General features: G+C 33.9%; 28 protein-coding genes and 1 tRNA gene. 8 read left to right on the top strand and 21 right to left on the bottom strand.

Features of this window, described 5'->3' with window-relative positions; translation table 11 throughout:
• Positions 1–2: 2 nt before the first annotated feature.
• Complete coding sequence (locus tag BLV84_RS11285; RefSeq protein ID WP_093245476.1) at positions 3–2,009, top strand: thioredoxin domain-containing protein; 2,007 nt, start codon at positions 3–5, stop codon at positions 2,007–2,009.
• On the opposite strand, the gene dgt is transcribed toward BLV84_RS11285, so the two are convergent.
• Positions 2,004–3,350 (bottom strand): dGTP triphosphohydrolase, encoded by a 1,347-nt coding sequence (gene dgt / locus BLV84_RS11280; RefSeq protein ID WP_093245471.1) that lies wholly within the window; start codon positions 3,348–3,350, stop codon positions 2,004–2,006. The genes BLV84_RS11285 and dgt overlap by 6 nt on opposite strands.
• A gap of 11 nt (positions 3,351–3,361) precedes the next feature.
• The gene (locus tag BLV84_RS11275; RefSeq protein WP_093245467.1) at positions 3,362–3,931 is read right to left on the bottom strand and encodes a DUF3109 family protein; all 570 of its coding nucleotides are present in this window, start codon (positions 3,929–3,931) and stop codon (positions 3,362–3,364) included.
• Between the two features lie 172 nt (positions 3,932–4,103).
• Between BLV84_RS11275 and BLV84_RS11270 the strand changes: the two genes are divergently transcribed.
• A complete protein-coding gene (locus BLV84_RS11270; protein ID WP_200796276.1) occupies positions 4,104–4,682 on the top strand; it encodes a MarC family protein in 579 nt (192 codons plus the stop codon).
• A 1-nt stretch (position 4,683) separates the two neighbouring features.
• Entirely contained in the window at positions 4,684–4,884 is a 201-nt protein-coding gene (locus BLV84_RS11265; RefSeq protein ID WP_093245463.1) for a hypothetical protein, read from the top strand.
• Positions 4,885–4,888: 4 nt separating this feature from the next.
• On the opposite strand, the gene BLV84_RS11260 is transcribed toward BLV84_RS11265, so the two are convergent.
• The 3 genes from BLV84_RS11260 to BLV84_RS11250 are packed head-to-tail and all read right to left on the bottom strand — an operon-like array spanning position 4,889 to position 7,489.
• Positions 4,889–6,463: a S41 family peptidase gene (locus BLV84_RS11260; protein WP_093245458.1), complete on the bottom strand. Its 1,575-nt coding sequence runs from the start codon at positions 6,461–6,463 to the stop codon at positions 4,889–4,891.
• Positions 6,460–6,891, bottom strand: coding sequence for a deoxycytidylate deaminase (locus BLV84_RS11255; protein ID WP_093245453.1), 432 nt, complete (start codon positions 6,889–6,891; stop codon positions 6,460–6,462). Before BLV84_RS11255 ends, BLV84_RS11260 begins: the two co-directional genes overlap by 4 nt.
• A 13-nt stretch (positions 6,892–6,904) precedes the next feature.
• Complete coding sequence (locus BLV84_RS11250) at positions 6,905–7,489, bottom strand: HupE/UreJ family protein (protein ID WP_093245448.1); 585 nt, start codon at positions 7,487–7,489, stop codon at positions 6,905–6,907.
• A gap of 129 nt (positions 7,490–7,618) precedes the next feature.
• Here BLV84_RS11250 and BLV84_RS11245 point away from each other — a divergent pair.
• Positions 7,619–7,703 (top strand) — tRNA-Ala (locus BLV84_RS11245).
• Between the two features lie 160 nt (positions 7,704–7,863).
• On the opposite strand, the gene BLV84_RS11240 is transcribed toward BLV84_RS11245, so the two are convergent.
• From BLV84_RS11240 to BLV84_RS11215, 6 genes are all read right to left on the bottom strand, one after another.
• Positions 7,864–8,085 (bottom strand): hypothetical protein, encoded by a 222-nt coding sequence (locus tag BLV84_RS11240; protein WP_093245443.1) that lies wholly within the window; start codon positions 8,083–8,085, stop codon positions 7,864–7,866.
• A 71-nt stretch (positions 8,086–8,156) separates the two neighbouring features.
• Positions 8,157–8,516 carry a YraN family protein gene (locus tag BLV84_RS11235; RefSeq protein WP_093245439.1) on the bottom strand — a complete coding sequence of 120 codons (360 nt, stop codon included), beginning with the start codon at positions 8,514–8,516 and terminating at the stop codon, positions 8,157–8,159.
• A 1-nt stretch (position 8,517) separates the two neighbouring features.
• Positions 8,518–9,414, bottom strand: a complete 897-nt coding sequence (locus BLV84_RS11230; RefSeq protein ID WP_093245593.1) for a S66 peptidase family protein — start codon at positions 9,412–9,414, stop codon at positions 8,518–8,520.
• Positions 9,415–9,526: 112 nt separating this feature from the next.
• Positions 9,527–10,117 (bottom strand): hypothetical protein, encoded by a 591-nt coding sequence (locus BLV84_RS11225; RefSeq protein ID WP_143521360.1) that lies wholly within the window; start codon positions 10,115–10,117, stop codon positions 9,527–9,529.
• 69 nt (positions 10,118–10,186) lie between these two features.
• Positions 10,187–10,741 (bottom strand): hypothetical protein, encoded by a 555-nt coding sequence (locus BLV84_RS11220; RefSeq protein WP_093245430.1) that lies wholly within the window; start codon positions 10,739–10,741, stop codon positions 10,187–10,189.
• Between the two features lie 25 nt (positions 10,742–10,766).
• Positions 10,767–11,294, bottom strand: a complete 528-nt coding sequence (locus BLV84_RS11215) for a hypothetical protein (protein ID WP_093245426.1) — start codon at positions 11,292–11,294, stop codon at positions 10,767–10,769.
• Between the two features lie 139 nt (positions 11,295–11,433).
• Between BLV84_RS11215 and metG the strand changes: the two genes are divergently transcribed.
• From metG to BLV84_RS11200, 3 genes are all read left to right on the top strand, one after another.
• On the top strand, positions 11,434–13,488 hold the full coding sequence (gene metG, locus BLV84_RS11210) for a methionine--tRNA ligase (RefSeq protein WP_093245421.1): 2,055 nt from the start codon (positions 11,434–11,436) through the stop codon (positions 13,486–13,488).
• A gap of 24 nt (positions 13,489–13,512) precedes the next feature.
• Positions 13,513–14,370: a mechanosensitive ion channel family protein gene (locus BLV84_RS11205; RefSeq protein WP_093245417.1), complete on the top strand. Its 858-nt coding sequence runs from the start codon at positions 13,513–13,515 to the stop codon at positions 14,368–14,370.
• Between the two features lie 216 nt (positions 14,371–14,586).
• Complete coding sequence (locus BLV84_RS11200) at positions 14,587–15,435, top strand: mechanosensitive ion channel family protein (RefSeq protein ID WP_093245413.1); 849 nt, start codon at positions 14,587–14,589, stop codon at positions 15,433–15,435.
• Between the two features lie 2 nt (positions 15,436–15,437).
• Here BLV84_RS11200 and tsaB read toward each other — a convergent pair whose 3' ends face one another.
• Genes tsaB through BLV84_RS11170 form a run of 6 tightly spaced genes read right to left on the bottom strand, consistent with a single transcriptional unit; the run spans position 15,438 to position 21,952 of the window.
• Positions 15,438–16,103, bottom strand: coding sequence for a tRNA (adenosine(37)-N6)-threonylcarbamoyltransferase complex dimerization subunit type 1 TsaB (tsaB, locus tag BLV84_RS11195; protein WP_093245409.1), 666 nt, complete (start codon positions 16,101–16,103; stop codon positions 15,438–15,440).
• 26 nt (positions 16,104–16,129) lie between these two features.
• Positions 16,130–17,566 carry a TolC family protein gene (locus tag BLV84_RS11190; protein ID WP_093245405.1) on the bottom strand — a complete coding sequence of 479 codons (1,437 nt, stop codon included), beginning with the start codon at positions 17,564–17,566 and terminating at the stop codon, positions 16,130–16,132.
• 28 nt (positions 17,567–17,594) lie between these two features.
• Entirely contained in the window at positions 17,595–18,719 is a 1,125-nt protein-coding gene (locus BLV84_RS11185; protein WP_093245401.1) for an efflux RND transporter periplasmic adaptor subunit, read from the bottom strand.
• A gap of 24 nt (positions 18,720–18,743) precedes the next feature.
• Positions 18,744–20,012 (bottom strand): ABC transporter permease, encoded by a 1,269-nt coding sequence (locus BLV84_RS11180; protein ID WP_093245398.1) that lies wholly within the window; start codon positions 20,010–20,012, stop codon positions 18,744–18,746.
• 1 nt (position 20,013) lies between these two features.
• Positions 20,014–21,258, bottom strand: a complete 1,245-nt coding sequence (locus tag BLV84_RS11175; RefSeq protein WP_093245393.1) for an ABC transporter permease — start codon at positions 21,256–21,258, stop codon at positions 20,014–20,016.
• Positions 21,251–21,952 carry an ABC transporter ATP-binding protein gene (locus BLV84_RS11170; RefSeq protein WP_093245389.1) on the bottom strand — a complete coding sequence of 234 codons (702 nt, stop codon included), beginning with the start codon at positions 21,950–21,952 and terminating at the stop codon, positions 21,251–21,253. Before BLV84_RS11170 ends, BLV84_RS11175 begins: the two co-directional genes overlap by 8 nt.
• Before the next feature lie 244 nt (positions 21,953–22,196).
• Here BLV84_RS11170 and BLV84_RS11165 point away from each other — a divergent pair, with 244 nt between their 5' ends.
• Positions 22,197–22,676 (top strand): c-type cytochrome, encoded by a 480-nt coding sequence (locus BLV84_RS11165; protein ID WP_093245382.1) that lies wholly within the window; start codon positions 22,197–22,199, stop codon positions 22,674–22,676.
• A 49-nt stretch (positions 22,677–22,725) separates the two neighbouring features.
• On the opposite strand, the gene BLV84_RS11160 is transcribed toward BLV84_RS11165, so the two are convergent.
• The 4 genes from BLV84_RS11160 to BLV84_RS12530 all read right to left on the bottom strand — a co-directional run.
• Complete coding sequence (locus BLV84_RS11160) at positions 22,726–23,544, bottom strand: hypothetical protein (RefSeq protein ID WP_093245374.1); 819 nt, start codon at positions 23,542–23,544, stop codon at positions 22,726–22,728.
• 58 nt (positions 23,545–23,602) lie between these two features.
• Positions 23,603–24,289 carry a hypothetical protein gene (locus BLV84_RS11155; RefSeq protein ID WP_093245371.1) on the bottom strand — a complete coding sequence of 229 codons (687 nt, stop codon included), beginning with the start codon at positions 24,287–24,289 and terminating at the stop codon, positions 23,603–23,605.
• A gap of 11 nt (positions 24,290–24,300) precedes the next feature.
• A complete protein-coding gene (locus tag BLV84_RS11150; protein ID WP_143521359.1) occupies positions 24,301–24,813 on the bottom strand; it encodes a hypothetical protein in 513 nt (170 codons plus the stop codon).
• 1 nt (position 24,814) lies between these two features.
• The coding region (locus BLV84_RS12530) for a hypothetical protein (protein WP_159429427.1) at positions 24,815–26,263 on the bottom strand (1,449 nt) is incomplete at its 5' end.

The following is a 26,263-nucleotide window of genomic DNA, read 5'->3' as shown; positions in this document are numbered from 1 at the left end:
TTATGAATTTGCTCAGCAAAGCTTCCAGTCCTTACCTTCTACAACACAAAGACAATCCTGTAGAATGGCGAGAGTGGAACAGCGAAACGCTAAAACTTGCTGAGGAACTCGACAAACCTATCATCATTAGTGTCGGCTATGCAGCTTGTCACTGGTGTCACGTGATGGCACACGAATCTTTCGAGGATAATGAAGTCGCCAAATTGATGAACGCGCACTTTATTTGTATTAAAATAGATAGAGAGGAACGCCCAGATATTGACCAAATCTATATGGATGCGGCACAAATATTGACTGGCAGAGCAGGTTGGCCACTCAATGCTTTTGCTTTTCCTGATGGCAGACCTTTTTACGCTGCGACATATTTCCCAAAAGATAATTGGAAAAAAGTGTTGACGAATGTTGCTGAAGCATACGCATCACAACGAGAACAATTAGAAGAAACAGCCAATAAACTCACACAAGGCATTCAGGATATGGATGTCATGAACTTTGACGTAACTGAGAACACAAAATTTTCAAAAACTGATTATAAAGATTTTTTTGGTGGCTGGATTAATTTAATCGATAGAGAAAATGGCGGTTTTAAAGGTGCTCCAAAATTCCCTATGCCAAGCAGTTGGCTTTTTCTATTAGATTATCATTATTATACAAAAAATCAAGATGCGCTTGATATCACAACAAATTTACTTGATGGTATGCATAAAGGTGGTATTTATGACCAAATACATGGTGGGTTTGCAAGATATTCTGTCGATGACAAATGGTTTGCGCCGCACTTTGAAAAGATGCTTTATGATAATGCGCAACTCATCAACCTTTACTCAAAAACTTATCAGTTGACGCAAAACTCACCTTATGAGAAGGTGATCCGTCAAAGTTTAGATTTTATAAAAAATGAATTAACTGCTGAAAATGGTGGCTTCTACTCTGCTCTTGATGCAGATTCTGATGGAAAAGAAGGTGCTTATTACACTTATCATTTTGATGAAGTGAAGAAAATCCTAACAGATGAAGAATTTAAAATAGCTGAATCTTATTTTGGTTTAAAAGAAAATGGAAATTGGGAAGATGAACAAAATATCTTTTACAAGGCAAAATCAATTAATGAAGTTGCTCAAGAACTAAAAATTGGTCAGAATAAAATTAAAAAAGATTTAGAAATCATCATTTCTAAGATTAAAAAGAACAGTTTAAATAGGAATAAACCAAGTCTTGACGATAAAATTCTATGCAGCTGGAATGCGATGATGATGCTTGGCTATATTAATGCTTATAAAGCTTTAAAAGATGAGTCTTACCTAGTAGCCGCCATTAAAAATGCTGATTTTTTGAACAAAAATCTTATTGATGAAAAACTTCAAGTTTACAGGAATTATAAAAATCAGAATGCAAGCATTCCAGCATTTTTAGAAGATTATGCATGGTTAGCACAAGCATTTTGTCACTTATATCAAGTCACTTTTGAAAGTGGTTATTTAAAACGTGCTAAAAAACTTACCGACATTGCCATCGAGAAGTTTTATGATAGTGAACGCGGGATTTTCTATTACACATCAGCAGAAAATTCAGATTTAATCGCTAGAAAAATTGAAATCAATGACAATGTTATTCCTGCATCAAATTCAGTGATGTTGAATCTTTTAATTGATTTATCACATTTCTATCCAACATCAAACTACTCCGATATTGCAAGCCAATTAGCCTCAAAAATTCATCAGAAAATCTATAAATCTGGCCCTTATCTTGCCAATTGGGCACGTGGCATTGGTAAAATGGTTCATGGTCAAGTAGAAATTGTTTGCGTGGGTCACAAAGCTTTAGAAAAAGCGCAAGAGCTTCAACATCTATATTTTGGTCATGCTGTTTACATGGGTGAAAACACAAAGATTGACCTTGTAAAAGACAAGAGAAGCACTGGTGATTTAATTTACATCTGTCAAGATAAAGTCTGTCAACAACCCATTAAAACTGTGGCAGAAGCTCATGAAATACTCAAAAATTTATAGATTATTTCCGTTGAGTTTTTTATAAGTTCTCAAGGCTTCACTATCTGTCATAGCCGCGATGTAAGATGTCACTTCCATCAACCACTTTTCGGTTGACATATCTTCAAGGTCTAGATGAGACAAGAAGTTATTAATCACAAGATCATCAAAATTGGTTTCATTACCAGAGAGTTTGTTTTCAATAGCAGAAGTAAAATCATGTAACATACTTGTCAAGATTTTATAGCCTGCAATCTCTTTATCCATCACTTCTTGACTTTTGTAGATACGCTGAACACTTACTTCAATAATATCTTTAATCTGCGCTTTGTACTTTGATTGTGAAAGGAGATCTGTGTGAAATTCACCTGCCAAAATTACTTCTTCATTTTCCATGAAAATAGAAACAGCTTCACTGATGAGTTCACCAATCGCTAAAGATCTGAGATAGGCAATTCTATTTTGTGTTGTTTTCAGTTCAGCATATTTCTCAGGTAAAATACGCTTACTGATGATTTTTGATAAATATTCTAGCGCTAATTCTTCAGGAATAAGTCCGAGGTTAATACCATCTTCAAAGTCAATAATTGTGTAACAAATATCATCCGCAGCTTCCACTAAAAATGCCAAAGGATGACGATGATAGCGTTTTGCACCCGCATTTTTCACAGGTTCTAAACCAACTTCTTCGGCAACCTCATGAAAGAAATTTTCTTCACCTTGGAAGAAACCATACTTCTTATCCTCTACATTTTTAGTCGGTTTGTAAGGTAAAGAAGCTTTAGGGTATTTTGTAAAAGCAGCCAAAGTTGCGTAAGATAAACGCAAGCCACCAATTGTTCCGTTTTTACTTTCTGTTAATAGTTTGAAACCATTTGCGTTACCTTCAAAAGTGCAAAGATCTTGATAAGCTTGTGAATTGATTTCTGGCTGAAAACGTTTACCCTTACCGTGTTTAAAATAATCACTTAAAGCATTTTCTCCTGAATGTCCGAAGGGCGGATTACCGATATCGTGTGCTATTGAAGCAGCAGCAACGATGGCACCAAAATCATTGATCTTGTAGCCATGATGTGTCTCTAAATCTGGATATTTTTGGATCAGTGCTTTCCCGACTTCTCGTCCAAGAGAGCGACCAACAACAGAAACCTCAAGACTATGTGTTAAACGCGTGTGTACAAAATCAGTTTCTGATAGCGGTATCACTTGCGTTTTATCTTGTAAGCTTCTAAAAGCCGATGAGAAGACAATTCTGTCATAATCAACCTCAAAACCCAATCGGGTTTCGTCTTGCTCATGACGTAAACGTTTATGTTTGTCTCCTTGTTTTCTCAAGGATAAAAGCTGTTCCCACTGTGACATAAAAATCTTATTTATTGCTGTTCTTCTTCTAAAATACGTTCGAGTTCACTATACCAATCTTCACCGAATTTACGGATCAGTGCATTTTTAGTAAATTTATAAACAGGCACTTGAAGCTCTTTACCCAGAGTGCAAGCATCATCACAAATGTCCCATTTATCATAATTAACAGCGGTCAACTCGGATAGTTTTTGAACACGAATTGGGTATAATTCACATGACACAGGCTTCTTCCATTTGATAACACCATCACGGTAAGCACTTTCAATTCCGCATAAAGCTGTTCCGTCTTTTGCAAAATTAACATAAGCGCACTCGGCATTATTCACCAAAGGTGTTTCAGGCTCACCGAAGTCTGAAGTTACATGCGTGCCTTGCGCTTCAATGGCTTCAATACCTTCCTGACGTAAATAAGGTTTCACTTTTGGATAAACATCTTTAAGAATCTGAATTTCATCAAACTCAAGAGGTGCGCCTGCATCACCAGCCACGCAACATTCGCCTTTACAAGCTGCAAGGTTGCAGGTAAAGTCTGTATCAATAATCGCTTCTGAAATAAGCGTTTTGCCAATCTGTATCATGCCGCAAATTTAGAAAATTATTCGGCTATTATGAGGAATTGGAGGCAAATAAAGCTTCTTCATCAAATCCACAATCACTCTTCAAAATTTAAGAAACATTTGGCCTAAAAAACTTTAATTTTTATTGTGATGAATCAAAAAATGAAAACTACTTTTGCAAAAAATTTAAGTGATGTTTGATATTTTTGATTTTAAAGAAATTTTTACAGCAGGAATGATTCTTTTTGCCGTGATAGATATCATCGGTAGCATTCCTATCATTGTCAATCTAAGACAAAAAGTGGGTCATATTCAAAGTGAGAAAGCTTCAATTGTTTCTGCACTATTAATGATCGTTTTTCTTTTTGTTGGTGAATCGATTTTGAAACTTATCGGTATTGATGTCAACTCATTTGCGGTTGCTGGTGCTTTAATTCTGTTTTTCTTAGCGATTGAAATGATCTTAGGGATTCAACTCTATAAAGATGATGCGCCTGAAACTGCTGCTATTGTTCCTTTAGCTTTTCCATTAATTGCAGGAGCTGGAACGATGACAACAATTTTATCTTTAAAATCGGAATTTGAAACGCCAAACATTATCGCAGCTATCGTTTTTAATATTGTAGTTGTTTATTTTGTCTTAAAATCTTCTAAGAAAATCGAAAAAATACTAGGTAATCAAGGAATTTCAGTGGCTCGTAAAATTTTTGGTGTAATTTTGTTAGCGATTGCTGTAAAGCTTTTCGTGACAAACATTCAAAATTTATTCTAGTATGAAGTATTTGATATATTTTCTAATTTTATTTGCGAGTTTTTTCTTGATTTACAATCTGACACTCATCGATTATAGTGCGATTTTTAGTGAAGGAAGTTTCAAACCAGTTGTCAGTGCAATTATTTCTGTGGCTGCTATCTTTCTACTTCTGATTCTTATTCTTTCAAAGAAAATTTCTAGTAAATATGAAGATCGATAAAATTTTATTGAGATTTAATTTCTAAAACTTTTTCTAGCATTTCATCATTTTTATTGATAATTCTGTATGCTAAATTATCATCAAAAATCTGTTGTGCCATCGTTGCTTTTAAATAAACTTTGGCTTCATCTATGCTAGAAGAAAAATCATAAGTCATACTGAAATCACCTAAATAATTTTCAAAATTAGAAATCATTTCATAAGTGATGAGATCGCCTGTTATGAATTGTTTTTCTTCAAGATTATTATAGTAAGCTCTGTCTTTATCCATTTGGGTAAAAATAAAGCGTGACATTGCGCCACCTTCAAACATAAACTTCAAATCTTTTGAAACTTTAGTCGCATTGATTGGTACAAAAATATCAGGAATGATGCCTCCTCCACCGTAAACAGTTTTTCCACCTGGTGTTGTAAATTGTTTAGACTCATCAACGTGAATGCTATCTTCAGATTGAAGTTCTCCGTTTGTATATCTTTTTAAATAACTTGAGAAGTAATCTCTATTTCCGTTTTCGTAAGAACGCTGAATTGATCTTCCTGTTGGTGTGTAATATCGCGCAACTGTTAACCTGACAGCACTTCCATCGCCAAGTTGCATTTCACGTTGTACCAGACCTTTCCCAAAAGAACGGCGTCCGATAATTGTCCCTCTATCATTATCTTGTATGGCACCAGCAATAACTTCACTTGCGGAAGCTGTTTTCTCATTGATTAATACATAAACCTTAGCATTTTCAAAAGCTCCTCCTGATGTTGCAAAACGTTTATTAAGATCACCATCTTTATTTTTAGTAAAAACTATGAGTTGATCTTCTTTCAAAAATTCATCAGCAATTTGAGTTGCCTCCTGAAGATAACCGCCAGTATTGTTCCTTAAATCAAGTACAACCGATTTAATATTTTGTTGTGGAAGTCTATTCATGCGACCTTTAAATTCGCTATAAGTTGTTTCTGAAAAACGGTTAATTTTCACATAAGCTGTTGTGTCATTCATCATATATGAAGCATCTACACTTTTCAGAGGAACCTCATTTCTAATAACATTGAAAGTTAAAAGTTCATTTTCATTAAAACGTTTTACTCTGAGTTTTACACTTGTTTCTTTTTCACCTTTCAGGAGTTTTGTAATTGAATCTGAAACAATGGATGCTGATAAATCAACACCGTCAGCTTCAACAATTCTATCACCTGGCAAAAGTCCAGCTTTATCACTTGGCCCATTTTCAATTGTTCTGATCACTGCTAAAGTATCGCCGATATGATAAAAGCTTATCCCAATACCAACAAAGCCACCACGCATTTCGTCGTGAACTAAACCGTAATCTTGCTGAGAAATATAACTTGAATGCGGATCGAGTTGATCTAATACAGATTTGAGCGTTATATCGACAATGCTATCAGTATTGACTTCATCAACATAAGATTCATCGATGTAGTTTATAAATTTAGAAAATTTTTGTTGACTAGAGCTCTTAAATTCTTGTTGTTCAGGAAAGTTGAGGCTTTGTCCCAAATACATTCCAATAACAATTGCGAGAGCAACAATAATGGGTAAATATGTTTTTAATGTAAATTTCATGCTTCAAGATTCTGTACCTGTTGTATTGCTACACCTGCTTTTTCAAGAAAGGCTAAACCTGCATCATCCTTGTAGGAGTTTTGGTAAACAACACGTTCAATCCCTGATTGATGTATCAATTTACTACATTCTTTACATGGCGATAAAGTGATATAAAGCGTTGCGCCACGGCAGGATTGAGTTGAACCAGCAACCTTCAAAATTGCATTTGCTTCAGCGTGTAAAACATACCATTTTGTATAATTATCTTCATCTTCACACACGTTTTCAAAGCCTGAAGGTGTGCCATTATAACCATCAGAAATAATCATGCGATCTTTAACGATTAATGCGCCAACTTTCTTACGCTCACAGTGAGAGAGTTTTCCCCATTCATGTGCAATGCGCAAATATGCTTTATCAAATTTAAGTTGTTTTTGATCTACCATGATTTATATTTTATTAAAAAATCCAGTTTTTTGTTAAAATTGGAATCGCTAAACCGAGTATAACTGATGATATAATTAAAACCCAATCTCGCTGAGAGTAACGCAATATTCTTTGAAAAATAACTGATAATAAGAAAGTTGCAATCACAATAAGAACTTGCGATATATCAATTCCTAATGCAAATTCAACTAAATTTATGAGAAGACTAGATGAACCTTTAGATATTTCACTAAAGTATGATGCAAAGCTAAAACCGTGAACTAAACCAAAAGATAAGATGAATAAATAAAGAACAATAGGGCGTGATGAAGATTTACTTTTTCCTGCAATAAAAATATTATAGAGTGCCATAAAAATAAGACTGGCAGGGATGAGGAAATTAATAAGCTGTAAATCAACACTTAAAACTTTATAAGCACCCAATATAAGTGAAACGCTGTGACCAATGGTGAAAATTGAAATTAAACCTATTGTTTTTTTCCATTTTTTTGTTGCGTAAGCAGTCACTAAAACGATGATAAACAAAAGATGCTCATAAGCTGAAAAACCTACAACATGATTGAATCCTAGTTTAAAAAACAACCAAAAATCTAACATTACTTTATTTTTAATTTAGGTGCGTAAATGTAATTAAATTCAAGGGTTTTAATTGAATGAAAACAAAAAATCAATTTTAATGAATTAGTTATTAAAATTCAAAGATTATCATTAAATTTGTCTCCAAACGGGGGATTAGCTCAGCTGGCTAGAGCGTTTGGCTGGCAGCCAAAAGGTCATCGGTTCTCCCGAAACTTCGGGACGATATTCTCCACTTTTTTTTACCAAAAGGACATTGGTTCTCCCGAAACATCGGGACAATATTCTCCACAAATTGTTGATTTCAAAAGATTACAGTTTTTCCCAATCAGTCATGACAATACTTTTTGCTTAAAATTTAACTGAGTAAACCATGAGCTAATTTTGCTCTTATTTTATTTAGACAATTCAGGTCGATCTTCATACCAGTCCTTAAAAGTTTTATCGGTATGATAATTTTCTCTTAGAATATGATAAACTGCGAAAACTAAAACTGATTGACCAAAAACAGTCAGATAGAAAATCCATGAGATTGCAATATTCATGCTTGAGAATATTGTGAGCGTAATCAACAGTAAAGTTGTAAATATCAGAAGTAATATACCTTTAGATTTCATAATGTTTTTACTAAATATAACGAAATCATGGGTTTACATATGTTTAATTACTATTAAAAAAATGATAAGATTTAAAAATAGTAAAAAGCATCTTCGATATGCTCAATGCGTTTGCCAAGTTTATTTTTGATAATCGCTACAATGTCAAATCTCACTTCCAAGTCTAATTCATTGTGTTCAACATAATGATCAATGGCTTTTACTAGACGTTTAATCTGAGCTGGTTTTACAAAATCTTGCGGGTCACCAAAGTCTGGTGTGCTTCTGGTTTTCACCTCAACAACAATAAGATACTTTCCTTTTTGAGCGATAATATCAACTTCAGCTTTATCAAAAGTATAATTGGTTTCCAGAATCTGATAACCTTTGTGCCTCAATAAATTGACAGCATCTTTTTCCCCTGATTTTCCTAATTCGTTGTGTTCTGCCATTTTATTTATACGAAAGTTGTCCGCCTTCTTTATTGACGTCTAATGTTACTTTATGACCTAAAATTAAAGCACGATTATCAGAAATATGACCTGCTGGGAAATTAAACAAAACAGGAAAATCATAAGTTTGAAGCATTTCAGATATAATTTCTTCAGCAATTTTCCCAAACGGAATTGTGTTATCATTCATATCTGTCATTCCACCAACAATAACGCCTTTGAGTTTATCAAAATAAGCGTTACGTTTCAAGTTTTGCATCATGCGATCGATGTGATATAAATACTCATCTAAATCTTCAATCAACAAAATCGCGTTATCAGGGTTGATAGCAGAAGGACTTCCGCAAAGCGAATAAATCATCGATAAATTTCCGCCGACGAGTCTGCCTGCAGCTTTACCTTGTTGATTAAAATCATGTCCTTTTGTTTTATACTTGATTTTTTCACCAAACAAAACCGATTTTAAAGAAGCCATTGTTTCTTTCGTTTTATCCTCAAAACCTAAACACATTTGCGCATGTAAACTACATAAACCTATTTTTTGTAATTCAGAATGAATAGCCGTGACATCGCTGTAACCGATCAGCCATTTTGGTTGTTTAAGTAGCGGTGTAAAATCAATGAGATCAAGAATTCTGACACTTCCATAACCACCTTTGGCGCACCAAATTGCTTTGATGTTTGGGTTATTGATTTGCGTTTGTAAATCAGCAGCGCGTTCTTGATCGGTACCTGCAAACTGATGATTTTCTAAACCAATGCTGTTTCCGATAACAGCTTCTAAACCCCAAGATTTCAATAATTTTATTGCAGGCTCAAGTTCTTTGCGCTGAACTTTTCTGGCTGTCGCAATGATAGCAACTTGATCTCCTTTTTGTAATGCTGGTGGTAAATGCATAAGTGTTCCATTTTTTAAACAGATAAAAGTAAACACTTTAAGTGCAAGACAAAAATGAAAAACCCCTCTAAATCAATAAAAATAGAGGGATTAAAAAATTATTAGATTAAGATTATTCTTTAGAAAATAACTTTTTACTTGTTGAATTACCTGGTTTTGACGCGCTGTCATCTATTTCATATAAATTACCCTTGAAATATCCAGTAACTTTTTTTCCTTCAATAGTCGTGACATCAAAATTGAGTTCATAAACAGGACCGTTTTGTAAAACTTCAATCATACCGCTGTTAAAAGGTGTCACCAGCTCAGCATCATTATTCGAATAACTTCCATTAATTACTAACTCTGAATAATCGCTGAAGGTTCCAGCATTTTCATCACCAAGAGCATATGTATATGTTCCTGTTGGAATTTTATTAGATTCAACAGTGAATATTTCAAAATATACTCCTGAAATTACATCATCTTGAGGCATAGGTTCTCCTTCAATTAATTGTATGTCTGATGTTGTAAGGCTGATGTCAAAATTAGAATTCCCTGCATAAGTGCGGAAATTGATAATCATTCCATCTTTAAATTCATAGCGGGTTCCATCTACTTCAAAATGATTTTCAGTAACAGAACCTGCATCATCATCGCTACCACAAGATATCATTAATGTAGCGAAAAATAATAAAAAGAAAAACGAGTTTAATTTTTTCATATTAGTTAATTTAATGTTAAGTCGTAAATGTAAAAGCACAGTTTTAAAAATTCAACTGTGCTTCAATTCTTATAAGTCGAAACCTAGATTGAGTTGAATCAATATGGGAAAAAAACCACCGTTCCCTTTTGTATCAAAAAAATACTTAGGCCCAATATGAAACAACAAATGATATTTCTCTTTATAACTTCTTTGGATTCCCCATGCTAAACCAAGGGAGAAATCGTAATCTGAAGTTCGTTCAACATTATCTGCAATCGATGGCCCTTTTGCTTGTACACCTGCTGTGATAAAATTTCCTGAGTTATTGACAATTGACTTATCTTTTCGTTTCCGTTTATTCAGATTATAAAACAACTTGTGCTGCACTTCTAAAAAAGGAGCGATAATATATATAAATCCTGTTTTTTTACCAACCGTGAGTTCATCAATCTCACCACTGTAACCAACACCAAGACCTGTTGATAATGTTGAAAAATCACTTGTAGGAAATTCATATTCAACACCCGGATTGATAAGATTTATACGAAAGACTTCATCGGTTAACCTTGTCTCTTGAATTTTTTCTTGTGAAAAACTCCAACAACTTATGAATAACAAGCTGGCACAGAAAAGCTTTTTCATATCTTTCTTAATTATTCAATCATCTCTAAAGTCCCTTTATAATAGAAACTTGATTATCTTCTTCATCAATACCATCAAAACTAAGCTCGTAAGCCGTTCCGTTGTCTGAAATTTTCAAAACACCATATTCAATCTCGACAATTTTTGTTGCTGTTTGAACTTCATAATCAAGACCTAAAATCAAGTTTGCATTACTCAAAACATTTGCATCTACAATTGCTGAATCATTAAAAACATAATCACCAACAGCTGGCATTTGTGGGTTATCAGAATAAATTTCTAAAGCAATTCCGTTCGAGGTATTATTTTCAGGCACTGGCTGACCATTTACATAGTTAACTTCCGTATCATATAGAATAATTCCGTAAGCATAAACATCATTTTGAGGCTCGTCAGTTTGAAGGAATCCTGAGATTAACTCAGTTTCCATGCTCCCAACTTTTAAAGAATTTTGTTTTTCAATTATTGGCGGTACATCATCATCTTCAACAGTACAACTCAACACAAATGAACTGATGACAACAAAAAAGAATAATTTGGAAATTTTTTTCATAATATTTTATTTAATTGACAAATTAAATACTTTTTATTGAATTGATAAATAAAAAGTATTTGAAACACTTTAATCCCTAAAGGATGCAAGCATAATACATTGTGTTTATTAACTTTGCGCGTTTCAAAAATTGATTTTTATGAAGAATCCTAAAAGATATACAATCACGGCAGCTTTGCCATATACCAATGGTCCAATACATATCGGACATTTATCTGGCGTTTATATTCCTGCTGATATTTACACGCGTTATCTCAAACTGAACGACAAAGATGTTTTGTTTGTTTGCGGAAGTGATGAGCACGGCGTTCCTATTACAATTAAAGCAAAAAAAGAAGGCGTGACACCTCAAGATGTCGTTGATAAATACAACCATATTATTAAAGAATCTTTTAAGGATTTCGGAATTCAGTTTGATAATTACTCTCGAACTTCTGCTGAAGTGCATCATGAAACGGCAACTGAGTTTTTTGAAAGCATGCACGAGCAAGACAAGTTTATCGAAGAAACAACAGAACAACTTTACGACCCAAAAGCAAAACAGTTTTTAGCTGATAGATTTGTCACTGGAACTTGCCCTAAATGTGGAAATGAAGAAGCTTACGGCGATCAATGTGAAAAGTGCGGAACTTCATTAAATGCAAATGATTTAATTAACCCTAAATCAACTCTAACGGATGCAAAACCTGTTTTAAAATCAACAAAACACTGGTTTTTACCACTTGATCAATATGATGCTTGGCTGAAAGATTGGATTGTAAAAGGACATAAAGATGACTGGAAACCTAATGTTTACGGGCAATGTAAATCTTGGATTGATGAAGGTTTGCGTCCGCGTGCTGTCACCAGAGATTTAGATTGGGGCATTCCTGTTCCTGTTGAAGGTGGCGACGGAAAAGTTCTTTACGTTTGGTTTGATGCGCCAATTGGCTACATTTCAGCTTCTAAAGAATGGGCAAAACGTGAAAATAAAAGCTGGGAACCTTATTGGAAAGATGAAGATACAAAACTGGTTCACTTTATCGGAAAAGACAATATCGTTTTTCACTGCATTATTTTTCCTGTAATGCTCAAAGCTGAAGGCAGTTACATTTTACCGGATAATGTGCCAGCTAACGAATTTTTAAATCTTGAAGGACAAAAATTATCAACTTCCAAAAACTGGGCGGTTTGGTTGCATGAATATTTAGAAGAATTCCCAAATCAACAAGATATTTTACGCTATGTTTTAACGGCAAACGCACCAGAAACAAAGGATAACGACTTTACATGGAAAGATTTTCAGACCAGAAACAACTCTGAGCTTGTTGGTATTTTCGGTAACTTCATCAATCGTGTTGTTGTTTTAACTGACAAATATTATGAAGGCATCATTCCTGAAAAATCAGAATTATCTGAAGTTGATTTAGAGGCTTTGAAAGAACTTCAAAAATCAACTGAAGATATCGCTGTTTCTATTGAAAAATATCGTTTCAGAGAAGCACAAGCTAAAATGATGAACATCGCGAGAATAGGAAATAAATATCTTGCCGATGAAGAACCATGGAAACTTCAAAAAACAGATCCTAAACGCACAAAAACAATCATGTATGTTGCGCTTCAAATCGCAGCTGGTTTAGCCATCATTTCTGAACCTTTCCTCCCATTCTCTTCAGCAAAACTCAAGAAAATGCTCAATTTTGAAGCTTTAGAAAAGACGCTTTTATGGAAAGATATTGCCGACAAAAAAGAGTTTTTACCTAAAGGACATCAGATTGGAAAAGCTGAACTTTTATTTTCAAAAATAGAAGATGAAACAATTGAAAAGCAATTACAAAAGCTTGAACAAACTAAAGAAGATAACAAAGAAAAAACTTATGCGCCTGTTAAAGAAGAGATTACTTTTGATGACTTCTCTAAACTTGATATCCGCGTAGGAAAAATTGTTTCTGCTGAAAAAATGCCAAAAGCAAAAAAACTTTTAATTCTTAAAGTTGATATCGGTCACGAAACCAGAACAATCGTTTCCGGAATTGCAGAACATTATAAAGCTGAAGAAATTATCGGCAAAAGAGTTTCAGTCGTTGTTAATCTAAAACCGATTAAGTTGAGAGGAACATTAAGTGAAGGTATGATTTTAATGGGAGATAACGGAAAAAACTTAAGCTTTGTTTCTCCTGAGAATGAACTTGATGCAGGTTCACAAATTTCGTAAACAATTTTTTAAATATTTTTATATATGACTATTCAAGACGTTGAAAAATACGCTAATTTATTAATTGAAAAAGTGGTGGCTTACTTGCCAAGTGTTATCGGTGCTATTTTAGCCATTGTAATTGGGCTTTGGTTAATTAAACTCATTACCAATAAAATCCGAAAGATTATGGAAAAACGCGAGGTTGATATTGCCATTCGCGATTTCAGCATCAGCATTATTAACATCGGTTTAAAGATCTTATTATTTATTGTTGTTATCACAAAGCTTGGTTTTGAAACGACCTCGTTTGCTGCTATCATTGGTGCTGCAGGTTTGGCTGTTGGATTAGCTTTACAAGGTTCATTATCTAACTTTGCTGGTGGTGTTTTAATCATACTTTTAAAACCTTTTAGAATTGGAGATCGGATTGACGCGCAAGGCGTTTCAGGCACAGTAAATCAAATCTCATTGTTTTATACACACGTGATTACGTTTAATAATCAACGTGTTGTGATTCCTAATGGAGAGTTATCAAACAATAAAGTGACAAATTATTCATCAGAAAGCCTCCGTAAAGATGCCGTAACTGTAGCCATACCTTATCATGCTGATATAAAAAAAGCTCGAAAAGTATTGATGGATTTAATGGAAAAAGATGATCGTATTTTAAAAGATCCTGAACCGCAAGTTTTTGTAGCGAGTTTAGGCGAAAGTTCAGTCAATTTATCAGTAAGATTTTGGGCTGATCTTGATAGCTTTTGGGGGGCACATTTCGATTTTATGGAAAACTCTAAAGTTGAACTAGAAGCTGCTGGCATTATGCATCCATTCCCACAAAGAGATGTTAACTTATATCAAAATGGGCCTAGCGATTACCTAAAAGAATTACAAAATCAATAAATGTAAATTTAAGATACTTTATAGGTCATTTTCTTGAAACTCTCATCTGCAAATTTTGTTTTTCTGATGAGAGTTTTTTATAAAAATATTATTAATAAAAATTATGCTATGGTGTGATATACAATTTTAATTAAAAAATATTCTTAAAGCGTTTGAAGATGTATTTAAAATAATATAAATTGAAAATAATTCTTAAAAAAACCTAAAATCAAAACTATGGAAGACATTGAAAATTACGTTAATCTCTTATTAGAGAAAATTGTCGCTTATTTACCTAATATTATTGGTGCCATTTTGGCTGTTATTATTGGGCTTTGGTTGATAAAATTTATCACCAAAAAAGTAAGACGCATCATGGAAAAACGCGAAATAGATCCTGCGATTCGCGGTTTTACAATCAACATTCTTAACGTTGGTTTAAAGATTTTACTTTTTATCATCGTAATCACCAAGTTAGGTGTCGAGACAACTTCATTCGCGGCTATTTTAGCTGCTGCAGGTTTAGCAGTTGGTTTAGCTTTACAAGGCTCATTATCTAACTTTGCTGGCGGAGTGTTAATTATCCTCCTAAAACCTTTCAGAATTGGTGATTGGATTGAGGCACAAGGTGTTTCTGGTTCCGTTGAAGAAATTTCATTGTTTTACACGCACATTATCACTTTCAATAATCAAAGAGCTGTGATTCCTAACGGTGAATTATCAAATAACAAAGTGATCAATTACTCTTCTGAAGATAGACGTAAAGACGCAATTACGGTTGGTATTTCATATGACTCAGATATCAAAACAGCAAGAAAAGTTCTGATGGACATTATGGAAAGAGATGAGCGAATTGATAAAGATCCTGCTCCACAGGTTTTTGTTGCCGAATTAGCAGATAGTTCAGTCAATTTATCTGTTAGATTCTGGGCAAAGCGAGATGTGTTTTGGGGTGCACACTTCGACTTTATGGAAAACTCTAAAATTGAACTTGAAGCTGCTGGCGTTTCATTACCATTCCCACAAAGAGATCTTAACTTCTTCGACATGAGTAAAAACAAAGATGAAGAAAGCAAAGCTTCATAAATTTACCCAGGTCTAAAATCTTTTAAATAAAAAGGTTCGAAATAGGCCACATCTTCAAAAGATGAACTCAAAAACTTCTGTCTCGCAATGTAGAATTGTTCTCTTGCAGATGGAAGTTTTTCTTTTAAAAAATGTGCATTAGGATGATTACAGATTTCTTCAAACTTCTCAACACCATCTCCAATAAAATAGACAGGTTGATTCTTAAGCTGTTCTTGGAAGCTTGTTTCGTCTAAAATTTTGGCCTCAATTTCGGTTAGCTCACGATATCGAGCATCAAAAGTTTGGGTATAAACTTCCATTCGCCTTGCATCAAGCATCGGGATGATTAAAGCATTATCAGGGATGTCTTTAACTTGTAAGGCCAAGCAAGCTAGTGTAGAGACCGAAATTAGTGGAAGTTGTGCTGCATAGGCAAAACCTTTTGCAGCCGAAACCCCGATACGTAAACCCGTGTATGAACCTGGCCCTTTACTGATAGAAATTGCATCAAGCTCGTGAATGCTTAAACCTGCTTCTTTTAAAATGTTATCTACGAAAGGATGTAGTTTTTCTGCGTGTGAATAACCCTGAGAACTCAATTCCTTAACATCGATCAATAAATCTTTATCACCTAAACTGACAGAGCAGTTTTTGGTTGCTGTTTCTAAACATAAAATCTTAGCCACTTCCCTACTTTTAAATACAAAGGTAATTAGTATTCGACAATTTGAATACCAAAATAGAGCTCTAATACTTTCAACTTAAAGATGTAATCGTACTTCGCGTTAATCAAATTATTTTCAGCATTCGTCAATCTAAATTTCGACTCAGTTAAAGCGAAAGAATTTGAGACACCAACATCAAAACGTTCTTGTGCATAATCGTAAGCAGTACGCTGCGCGTTAACAGCTTCATTTGCTGCTTCATAAGTTTTAAGCGCACCTTGCGCATCAACAAAAGCTTGATAAACATCGGATTCTAAATCTAATTCTGCCTGCTGCAGTTGATATTCAGCACGTTGAGCATTTATTTTTTGTTTAGCAACTTGATGACGAACCTGTAAACCATTAAAAATTGGAATACTCAATTGTAAGCCATAAGACAAGCCATCATTTCGCCACAATTGATCAACAAAAGAACGTGAACTTAATGTTCGAAAAGCAAAATTAGGTGCAACAACAGCTTGGTTTGTTCCTTCTACAACTCCTATTTGAGTGGTTGGATTATTAGGATCAATACCTGATTGCACCACGCGATCTCTGTCAGATTCTCTTGTGTTGTAATTTATAAATGCCGAAAGTGTAGGGTAATAATTTGTTCTGGTAAGTTCAACATTTTTCTCTGCGATATCGCGTTGTTGCTCTGCAACCTTAACTTCATAACGTTCTTCTTTTGCTTTATTGATAATTTCTTGAGGTGAATTATTTAGAATATCAGTAATCGGGATATCATATTCTTCATCAGCGATATCAAAAGTTTTATAATCCTCTATCAATAAGGTTTGCGCCAGATTGATTTTAGCAATTTGTAAATCGTTTTTGGCAATTTGGATTTGCTGTTCCTCATCAGCATTAGTGGCCTTTACTTGAAGCAATTCACCTTCTGGAACTGTTCCTGCATCAATCATTTTTTGCGTTTGATCGAGTTGCTCTTGCGTCACTAGGTTTTGTTCTTCTAAAACTGCCAGACGTTGTTTACTAACAAGAATTTGCAAGTAAGCATTGGCCACAAATAAAGCGATATCATCTTTCATTTGACCCAAAGCATATTGACTCGCTAGCTTTTCCATTTTTGCTAGTTGCAATTCTTTTAAATTCTGAAGGCCTTTAAATAAAGTTAGATTTGCATTTGCGTTTAATGAAAAGTTACGTGTCACTTGGTTTTCAAGAATACCAGTTGTCACGTTTTGAGTTAAACCTGAGTTCCATGCATTACTCATATTAGCATTTAGAGATGGTAAATAATTACCAATCGCTTGCTTTTTCGTAATCTCGGATAGATCGGTATCTAATTTCGCTTGCTTAACAGAAATATTATTTTCCATCGCATATTTCACACAAGCTTCAAGCGTCCATATTTCTGGTTTCTCTTGGGCAGACATAGAGAGTGTTGCCGCCAGAAAGATAAATAAAGTAGATGCTAATTTCATTTGTTCCTTTTTTGATTAACTAAATCAATTATCCTCTCGATTGATTAGATTTTGATTTACCAGTTGTTTCGTTCCACACTTTGATGCGATCGTCTTTATCGATTCCACTTAAAATTTCTACGTGAATGCCATCGCTTATACCTAGCTCTACATCTCTTCTTTCAAATTTCTGATCACCTGTTTCAACCTCAACGTAAGCTTGGTCGGTTTCTTTATCAAATTGAATTAAAGCTTCTTTTAGAGATAAAACATCTTCTTTTTTCTCTAAGATAATTGAAGCATTTGCACTTAATCCAGCTCTGATAAAAATTTTATCATCACGTGTTAAGGTTCCTTCAATTTCAAATTGAACGGCTCCATTTTCTTCAACACCTTGTGGCGCAATATGATCCAAAACAGCATCAAAAACTTTATCTTGGATGGCTCCAACGGTAATTTCTAAAGGTAAACCTTCCTCTATTTTTCCAACTTCAGATTCGTCAACTTTCCCTTCAAAAATCATTTCATTCACATTTGCGATTGATGCAATTGTAGTTCCTTCATTAAAGTTGTTAGCTTCAATCACTTGATTACCAACTTTTACAGGGACTTCGAGAACCATCCCAGTAATTGTCGCTTTAATCTCGGTAGTTGCAGCATCACCAATGCCAGCAGTTGTTCCTGTTTTAATGATTTCAAAAGTTTCTTTAGCGGAAGATAAATTTTGCTTAGCAATATTATACGACGTTGTTGCTTGATCAAAGTCATTTGCAGAAATCACACCTTTATCAAACAATTCTTTTTGTCTGTCGTAACTTTTCTTTTCATTATTCAAATTAATTCTTGCGGTGTTAATCTGGTTTTTGGAGTTGTTTAAATTGGTCACATTAGGCACAACTTTTAAACGCGCAATAAGGTCACCAACCTGAACTGTATCACCAGCATCGACAAATAACTTCTCAATAATACCAGAAATATTTGGCTTTACAGGGACTTCTTCACGAGGCGTGATTGTTCCTGTTGCAACAGTTTTCTTGATAATTGTTCTTTTTTCTGCTTGTTCAGTTTTATAAACAACCGGATTTTGTTGATTCTTTTGATAAAGGTAATAAAGTGCACCACCAAAAGCTGCAAAGATGATAACAAGCACTAAAATTGTAATTATTTTTTTCATGATTTTAAAAGATATGACTGTTTTTTATTCTGTTCTTAAGGCATCAACTGGTTTTACTTTAACTGCATTTTGTGCTGGAATAAAACCTGCTAAAAGTCCTGAAATTATTAAAATTGTCATGGCAACAACCACAACAAAAAGATTAACACTAGGGTTGACAAACATCACCTCTGAATTGTCTTCCATGTTTGATAAAAAGAAATTAACGATGGCTAAAATTGAAGTTGCAAAAACAATCCCTGCCATACCTGAAATAATTGTTAGAAAAACAGATTCTAGTAAAACTTGTCCTCTGATGTTCCATGGTGATGCGCCTAAGGCTCGCCTGATTCCTATTTCTTTGGTTCGTTCTTTAACAACGATAAGCATAATGTTTGAAATACCGATAACACCTGAGAGTAAAACTAAAATTCCGACAAAATAAGCGACAAGGTTTAGCGCTAAAAATAGACCTTGTATTTTCTTAAATTGTTCATATAAATCAAAATTACCAATAGCTCTATCATCTTCAGGATGAATACGATGTCTTTTTTTGATAATATCAAAAACTTGTGATTTTAATTGCGTTATAGAATGATTGTCATCAGCAGTTACTGCCATCCAACTCACCCTATCACCATAATTAAAAGCTTGTGAAAAAGATGTAAATGGCACATATATTTGCTTTTGAGCTTCTTCGATATCTCGACCCATTCCGCTTTTCTTTTTATAAACACCTATGACCATAAAATTAACGCCATTAATTTTAATGTAGCTGCCTAAAGCTTCCTCGTCTTTATCATAAAGAGCATCAACGACACCCTCACCAATCACAGCAACTTTTCTATTAACGTTGATATCATTCATATTCAGGAAACGTCCTTCAACAATGTCCATGGGTTCTTGGTTGATGACGTCTGGATAATCACCATAGACATCAAAAGCTCCTGTTTTTAAACCTTTGGTCACATTATTAGCACCACCAAAACCACCAAGTTGGTTTCGCGGAGAAACGTATTCAAGGCCATTGACATTAGCTTTTAATGCTTCAACATCAGACAAATCAAAGTTATAGCGACGTCCTTTCGGTAAACCATCATAAGGTTTTGAGGCAGTTTGTGACCACATAAACATGGAGTTTGTGGCAATTCCTGCAAAACCTCTTTTGATTCCATTTTCGAGTCCTGTTCCTGCTGCGAGTAAAATCACGAGAATAAAGATTCCCCAAAAAACACCAAAAGCTGTCAAGACAGTTCTGAAGACGTTTGACGTCAGCGACTCTAATATTTCATTCCATTTATCTCTACTAAACATATTATTCGTCTCTTAAGGCATCAATTGGTTTGATAATAGCACCGCGATACGCTGGAAAAAATCCTGCTAAAGCTCCAGCAATAATCAAGATAATTAGGGTTGTGATGGCAACATTAAAACTGACTTCTGGATTTGAAATAAACTCCGAGTCTATTAATGGTCCTAAGTTTTCTAACAATACAAGTGCCAAAATAAGACCTACAAATCCTGAAATTGCTGTGACAAAAATCGATTCGTGCAAAACCATGGCAACAATAGACATTGGCTTAGCTCCTAAAGCTTTTCGGATACCGATTTCCTTGGTGCGTTCCTTTACAATAATCAACATAATATTACTCACGCCAACAATTCCTGCAAGTAATGTTGCAATACCAACTCCCCAAAAGAAAACCTTGATCACATCCATTAAATCATAAAATTGCTTTGCACTTTCAAGACTGCTATTCACCGAAATTGCGCTTGTATCTTCAGGAGAAACTTTATATTTTGTTTTTAATTGATTTGTCAAATCATTGACAATCATTTCTGATTCACGCAAAGCATCATCAAAATTTGTTCTTTTTGGAATTGTAAAAGCCATTGAACGAATATCATTGCCTGCCCCAAAAACCTTTTGTGAAGTTGACAACGGAATATAAACACGTGATTCTTCTCTTTCTCCGCCAGGATCAGAAAAAACACCGATGACTTTAAAATTAATCTTTGATAATTTGATGTATTCACCAATCGGATCTTTTTCATCGAAAAGATCGTCGGCGACCTTTTGACCAATCACAACGTATTTTTCATATTGTTTTTGATCAGTAAGATTGATGAATCGGCCAGAAACCATAGAAGCAGATTCTAAGGCTTGATAGTCTGACATCACGCCCTCAACCCTGTAAGAACCCGACTCTTCACCATAAGTAATTAAGCCAGACCAGATGCGATACATAGAAGAAGCACTTTCGAAATTACCAGCATTTGCTGACATTGTATAATCGAAGTCTTCGTTTTTCAATTGGATATAGCGACCAGGATTTAAACCTTTATAACCTACAGTTGTAACACCAGTGTAAACGCTTATTTTATTTTCGGCATCGCTTTGAAATTGTTTTTCAATTCCATTTTTCATGCCTTCGCCAACGCCAAGCAAAACCACAAGAATAAATATGCCGAAGATGACGGAAATACTCGTCAAAAAGGTTCGTAATTTATTTTTGCTTATGGTATCAAATACCTCTTGCCAGCGTTCTATACTAAACATTTTGAATGGCTTTGACTTGTTCGTTCATCGAGTCATCTATGATGATACCATCTTTCAGGTTCACGATTCGCTTTGTCATGTGGGCGATATCTTCTTCGTGCGTTACAACAAGAATCGTTTTACCTTCATCGTTAATCCCTTGAATAAGATCCATGATTTCATAAGAGGTTTTCGTATCTAAAGCACCAGTGAGCTCATCGGCCAAAAGCACTTTTGGGTCGCTCGCCAAAGCACGTGCAATAGCCACACGCTGTTTTTGACCACCAGAAAGTTCGTTGGGTTTATGTTTTGCCCAATCAGCCAAACCTACTTTTTCGAGGTAAGCCATTGAACGTTCCATGCGATCTTTTCTGCCCATACCTTGATAAATAAGGGGTAAAGCCACATTATCAATTGCACTTTTGTAATTAATCAAGTTGAAAGATTGGAAAATAAAACCTAAAAATTTATTTCTGTAATTGGCAGCAATTTTTTCGTTGAGGTTTTTAATAGGAACGCCGTCAAGATGATAAGTACCTTGATCAGCTTCATCAAGAATACCTAAAATATTTAGTAAAGTTGATTTTCCTGAACCTGAAGAACCCATAATTGAAACCAACTCACCTTCCTTTACACTGAAGTTTATGCCCTTAAGAACGTGAAGTGAATTTTTACCTACTTTATAGGATTTGTGTAAATCTTTGATTTCAATCATAAAAATAATTTTAGCTCCCTCAATTGATTAGACTAAGAAAAATAGCTTTTGTTACATCAAAAATGAATTGATCTATGTTAAAGAAATCAGATTACAGTATTTTAAACAGATTAAACTCTTTTTTTGGTTGATTTTCATTTGAAAAATTAATCATAAATTCATGTCACATATTTGTTAATTAATTGTCCTCAAGGATTGATTTTAATAAGTTGTGAGTTCAATTTATTCTTAAAATCATCGTATTATGAAAAATATAATTAAAACCTGTTTTGCTTTGTCATTAGGATTTTTGCTTGCATGTAACTCTAGTCCAAAGCAAAATGAAACAAAATCAGTAAGCTCAGAACAAAAAGTTGACTCCTCAAAGGTGATGCATAATGATGAATTATATAAAGCCAAAACCGGCGTTGGACCAATTAAAGATAAAGTTGAATTAGACAGCCAAATTGATAAAGAAATGGCTTTAAAAGGGAAAGAACTTTATAACAATGCTTGTGCAAGTTGTCACAGAATTAAAGAAAAATCTGTTGGGCCAGGACTTGGCGGTGTTTTACAGAAAAGATCGCCGCAATGGGTAATGAACATGATTTTAAACCCGAGAGAAATGAAGAGAGAAAACGTTCAAGCACAAGCTATGGATGCCGAATATGATGCTGACATGGTGAACACTAACCTTACTGAAGATGAAGCCAGAGCGATTGTGGAGTATTTGAGGAAGTATTAAAAACAAAAAAATCCCTCAACAGCTTAACTCTTGAGGGATTTGTTTTGATTTAATCCTTAACAATTGACTTTAAAGATTTTAAATAATCAACTAAATCTTTTAATAAATATGGTGGAATATCAAAATCTATATGTTTAAAAGTTTTGTTGTTGAAATTAACTACTAAGGATTGCGGATAGCAATGCCCGCACTTAACCAAGGTTTGAGAATTTAGTGTGTTTATTCTTGCTTCTTTTAGCTTTCGTAATAAATTTTGGTATTGATTATTATTTAATAGAAACTTATTCTCAGCGATTGTATCTATCTCTTTGATGCGAAAGCCGTTTTTATCAAGTTCAAATTGTCCATTATCACTTTTTAAATACTTGTATTTATATTCGATAAAAATGACTTCTTTTTTGTCATTGATTTCTAATTTGTAATTATTTAAATCAGATACCGTTTTCTCAAAAATGAGACTCTCAAAATCAAAATCTAAACTTTCGGTATCGCGTCTTTTTATAAACTCAATTTTGTGATCAGATTTGAAATAAGATTTAGCTAATGCAGATGTTGGTTTTAAAACTAATTTATTTTTTGTAACATCTTTTAAATGAAAGTTATATTGATCATTATAAAACTTTGAACCTTTAAAATAATTATTTTGAAAACTCAATATTTCTTCGTCAATCACCAATAAAACTTCTAATTCTTCTCCATTTGATTTAACTAAATAATTATCGTGAGAATTAGCCCATTGTTTGATAACAATGACTTGATTATGGTCACTCACCCACTCACCTTTGATATTCAGGAATGTAAATTGTGCTTGAATGACGAATGTATAAAAGCAAAAAGTGAGGAAAGCGATAAATTTAAACCTATTCATAGTATAAACATACCAAAAGTCGTTCCAATCAAACTTGTGATTATATTTAATTTTAAACCTAAAGACCTGGCGTAATATATCTTTCTCTAACTTGTATAAAATGATATTTAAAACCATAAATATCTGAAGCATAGTAAGGCATCTGAATGAAATAGACCTGATGACTGTTGAGTTCTTTTCTGAAGATTTTATAATTTCCTGATGAGCCATCAAACTCAAAAAGTGTTTTATTCTTTAAAAAACTCTCATCTGCAAACAATTGAATCAAAGGCGGGTAAAGTGTATTCAACATATCCCGCCTGAAATTTGACACTTCTTTTTTTGTGGCTCCACTTTGCTTCAACCGTTCAGCAAAATTTAGATAATAATTCCTCGATTTATTATAGCTTTTTAAGCTAACAGAATCTTTTTGATAATAGTTCAATTCAATGCCAAATTGAGGCGAACCAGATGAGTAACCTACCACTGATACAAATGGTTTTCCTTTTATTCTTTTGCTATTTCTATTGCTATCTTGTTTTCTTTTTTGAGATAATTTGTCTTTTAAACTTTGGTTAGTAAAAAGAAATTTAAGTTGGGTTGAATGACTTTGATCAATCTTTTTTCCGAAAATATCAATGTCATTGATGTACAGAAACTCTTTTATCACATCATCTTTAATTTGTATTACCAAAGTGTCCTTTTCTTGCGATTGAGCAACAAATGATAAATTTAGAAGCAGAAGAAAAGAAATCAGATTTTTCATGCTTATTTTAATTATAACTTTGCGTCACTACTAAACTCCACTTCTCTAGCAATGTATTTAAATCCTGGTTTATCAGTTTTTTCGAGAATATAGATTTTACTCGCTTTTTCTAAAACCTTATCTAAAATTTCTAGATTCGAAGATAATAAATAACTTATTGAGAGCTTGTTTTTTATATACACACCTTCTTTTATGAATTTAGCTTCTTGCTCTCTACTATCGTAAAAGAAGTTAAAATCATAATCCGACCCATTACCTGCTTTCACCGTCCAACCCAAATCCGTACTATCTTGATCTGTAAAACTCAATACAAAACTAGGATCATTTTGATTTGGAATCCTTAGAGAATATACTATGTACTCCAATTCTTTATTTATTACGACAATAGGTTTATTAAAAATATTATCCGAGTTTTCATAAACTAAATGCAACTTGTATCCCTTTTTACTATAGGGGGTTTTCTTCTGCTGGCAAAAACCAAACAGTGGGTAAAATAATACTAAAATAAAAATAAAATATCTCATCTTAATCACAGTTTGAATTAGCATTATTTAAATACATTCTTTGGCGTGCTATATTGTCGTATACTAATGTTTCTGTTGAAGACAAGTTATTCACAAAATTTGTATACTCATCTGTATAGACTAATCCTATCCAGCTACAAGCTTCTGCAGTTTTTTGTTTCCAGTTAGATCCAAAATTAGAAATCATTTTATTCTTAAAAATTAGATTTTCACTATCCCAATCATGATTTTGATAAATAAAATCTGCCAATTGTTGTTGGTAGGTGGATATCGAAAAAACGTTTTCATTAAATAAATCGTGCGTCCATTGCGCATTCAATGTACCACTTTCTTCCATAGCGCAAATTAAAGCCTTAAATCGTTCTGCGGTATCTAAAGTATTTAAATCTACACCGTTATAATTGCTTCCATCTCCACACCATTGTTGAGAGAAATTTGGATCAAAACCTGGCTCTCCCGTATTAATATCAAATAAAATCACTCCCGCATCACTAAGTGTATCAAACATATAAGCGTGAATAAGTTCATGAGCTAATGTTACCATTATTGCAAGGTTAGACCCATTTTCATTTAAATCGTTATCAATAATAATTTTATAGGCATCAGGGAAATTAGTGTTGGTACTGTTCCAAGCATAACCACTTGTATGGCCCCAATCACCACCAGTTTCCCCTACTTCAAAAAATAACCAATTTTCTGTAGAATCGTTAAATTTGTTTAAAAGTTTGTGATACAAATTAATATTTGGATTTTCTAGATCTATCTCTTTTAGTTTGTCGTGTACGCAATCTACTTTTGTTCCTTCAAATAGTTCAAAAATTCTATCCTCCCATTCCACTTCAGCATCGGGCTGTCCATCACCATCATTATCTTGTAGCGCTGGCATAGCTTCGCGTAAAAAAGCAAATGCTTCATCGCTATAATTGTTTTGTGCTAAAAAATCTATAACATTTTGTTTTTGTGCATCCTTTTCAAGCATATCATCAAAACTGCTATAAACAAATTCTAAATCGGTTATAGGGTTTTGGGAATCTTTATAGTCTTGAAGAGCTTCATGAAAATGATTGATCGCATTGGTGCTAAATGAAGATTCTTTTAATAAAGACATAGAATTTATTAAAAACTGTACATGTTCCTCTTCCATCAAGTAATTAAGATCTTCCAAGCTTATTCCCAAGAAATTACTTATGTGTTGTGGGCTAAACTCGTCAGCTAAAATACCTAACAATATTTGGTCACAAGGGTCAGTTATAGGTTCATCTGCATTAATTGGCTCAGTATAAAGTATTAAATTCCCTTCCTCTGTGCCTGTAAAATTATTAGCAAATTCTCCTTTATTACTGCATCCACAACTACCACCATTACGTAACCAACGCAAAAATGCTCTCCAACCATTGCCAATCCATGTCCCAACAGCACTAGCTGCTTCACCTACTGCCTTTATAACAGT

It is taken from the genome of Psychroflexus halocasei (genome assembly GCF_900107595.1).
GTDB classification, from domain to species: domain Bacteria; phylum Bacteroidota; class Bacteroidia; order Flavobacteriales; family Flavobacteriaceae; genus Psychroflexus; species Psychroflexus halocasei.
The sequence above is the reverse complement of the archived record's forward strand: the minus strand, read 5'-3'. Positions and strand labels throughout refer to the sequence as shown.

Excerpts from the sequence above, each read along its gene's own strand:
- dgt (WP_093245471.1), bottom strand. The coding sequence starts at position 3,350 with ATGTCACAGTGGGAACAGCTTTTATCCTTGAGAAAACAAGGAGACAAA.
- BLV84_RS11230 (WP_093245593.1), bottom strand. The coding sequence starts at position 9,414 with ATGCATTTACCACCAGCATTACAAAAAGGAGATCAAGTTGCTATCATT.
- BLV84_RS11270 (WP_200796276.1), top strand. The coding sequence starts at position 4,104 with ATGTTTGATATTTTTGATTTTAAAGAAATTTTTACAGCAGGAATGATT.
- BLV84_RS11160 (WP_093245374.1), bottom strand. The coding sequence starts at position 23,544 with ATGAATAGGTTTAAATTTATCGCTTTCCTCACTTTTTGCTTTTATACA.
- BLV84_RS11220 (WP_093245430.1), bottom strand. The coding sequence starts at position 10,741 with ATGAAAAAGCTTTTCTGTGCCAGCTTGTTATTCATAAGTTGTTGGAGT.
- BLV84_RS11235 (WP_093245439.1), bottom strand. The coding sequence starts at position 8,516 with ATGGCAGAACACAACGAATTAGGAAAATCAGGGGAAAAAGATGCTGTC.
- BLV84_RS11155 (WP_093245371.1), bottom strand. The coding sequence starts at position 24,289 with ATGAAAAATCTGATTTCTTTTCTTCTGCTTCTAAATTTATCATTTGTT.
- BLV84_RS11180 (WP_093245398.1), bottom strand. The coding sequence starts at position 20,012 with ATGTTTAGTAGAGATAAATGGAATGAAATATTAGAGTCGCTGACGTCA.
- BLV84_RS11225 (WP_143521360.1), bottom strand. The coding sequence starts at position 10,117 with ATGAAAAAATTAAACTCGTTTTTCTTTTTATTATTTTTCGCTACATTA.
- BLV84_RS11250 (WP_093245448.1), bottom strand. The coding sequence starts at position 7,489 with ATGTTAGATTTTTGGTTGTTTTTTAAACTAGGATTCAATCATGTTGTA.
- BLV84_RS11275 (WP_093245467.1), bottom strand. The coding sequence starts at position 3,931 with ATGATACAGATTGGCAAAACGCTTATTTCAGAAGCGATTATTGATACA.
- BLV84_RS11175 (WP_093245393.1), bottom strand. The coding sequence starts at position 21,258 with ATGTTTAGTATAGAACGCTGGCAAGAGGTATTTGATACCATAAGCAAA.
- BLV84_RS11150 (WP_143521359.1), bottom strand. The coding sequence starts at position 24,813 with ATGAGATATTTTATTTTTATTTTAGTATTATTTTACCCACTGTTTGGT.
- BLV84_RS11205 (WP_093245417.1), top strand. The coding sequence starts at position 13,513 with ATGACTATTCAAGACGTTGAAAAATACGCTAATTTATTAATTGAAAAA.
- BLV84_RS11240 (WP_093245443.1), bottom strand. The coding sequence starts at position 8,085 with ATGAAATCTAAAGGTATATTACTTCTGATATTTACAACTTTACTGTTG.
- BLV84_RS11200 (WP_093245413.1), top strand. The coding sequence starts at position 14,587 with ATGGAAGACATTGAAAATTACGTTAATCTCTTATTAGAGAAAATTGTC.
- BLV84_RS11170 (WP_093245389.1), bottom strand. The coding sequence starts at position 21,952 with ATGATTGAAATCAAAGATTTACACAAATCCTATAAAGTAGGTAAAAAT.
- BLV84_RS11215 (WP_093245426.1), bottom strand. The coding sequence starts at position 11,294 with ATGAAAAAAATTTCCAAATTATTCTTTTTTGTTGTCATCAGTTCATTT.
- BLV84_RS11260 (WP_093245458.1), bottom strand. The coding sequence starts at position 6,463 with ATGAAATTTACATTAAAAACATATTTACCCATTATTGTTGCTCTCGCA.
- BLV84_RS11255 (WP_093245453.1), bottom strand. The coding sequence starts at position 6,891 with ATGGTAGATCAAAAACAACTTAAATTTGATAAAGCATATTTGCGCATT.
- metG (WP_093245421.1), top strand. The coding sequence starts at position 11,434 with ATGAAGAATCCTAAAAGATATACAATCACGGCAGCTTTGCCATATACC.
- BLV84_RS11265 (WP_093245463.1), top strand. The coding sequence starts at position 4,684 with ATGAAGTATTTGATATATTTTCTAATTTTATTTGCGAGTTTTTTCTTG.
- BLV84_RS11285 (WP_093245476.1), top strand. The coding sequence starts at position 3 with ATGAATTTGCTCAGCAAAGCTTCCAGTCCTTACCTTCTACAACACAAA.
- BLV84_RS11185 (WP_093245401.1), bottom strand. The coding sequence starts at position 18,719 with ATGAAAAAAATAATTACAATTTTAGTGCTTGTTATCATCTTTGCAGCT.
- BLV84_RS11190 (WP_093245405.1), bottom strand. The coding sequence starts at position 17,566 with ATGAAATTAGCATCTACTTTATTTATCTTTCTGGCGGCAACACTCTCT.
- BLV84_RS11165 (WP_093245382.1), top strand. The coding sequence starts at position 22,197 with ATGAAAAATATAATTAAAACCTGTTTTGCTTTGTCATTAGGATTTTTG.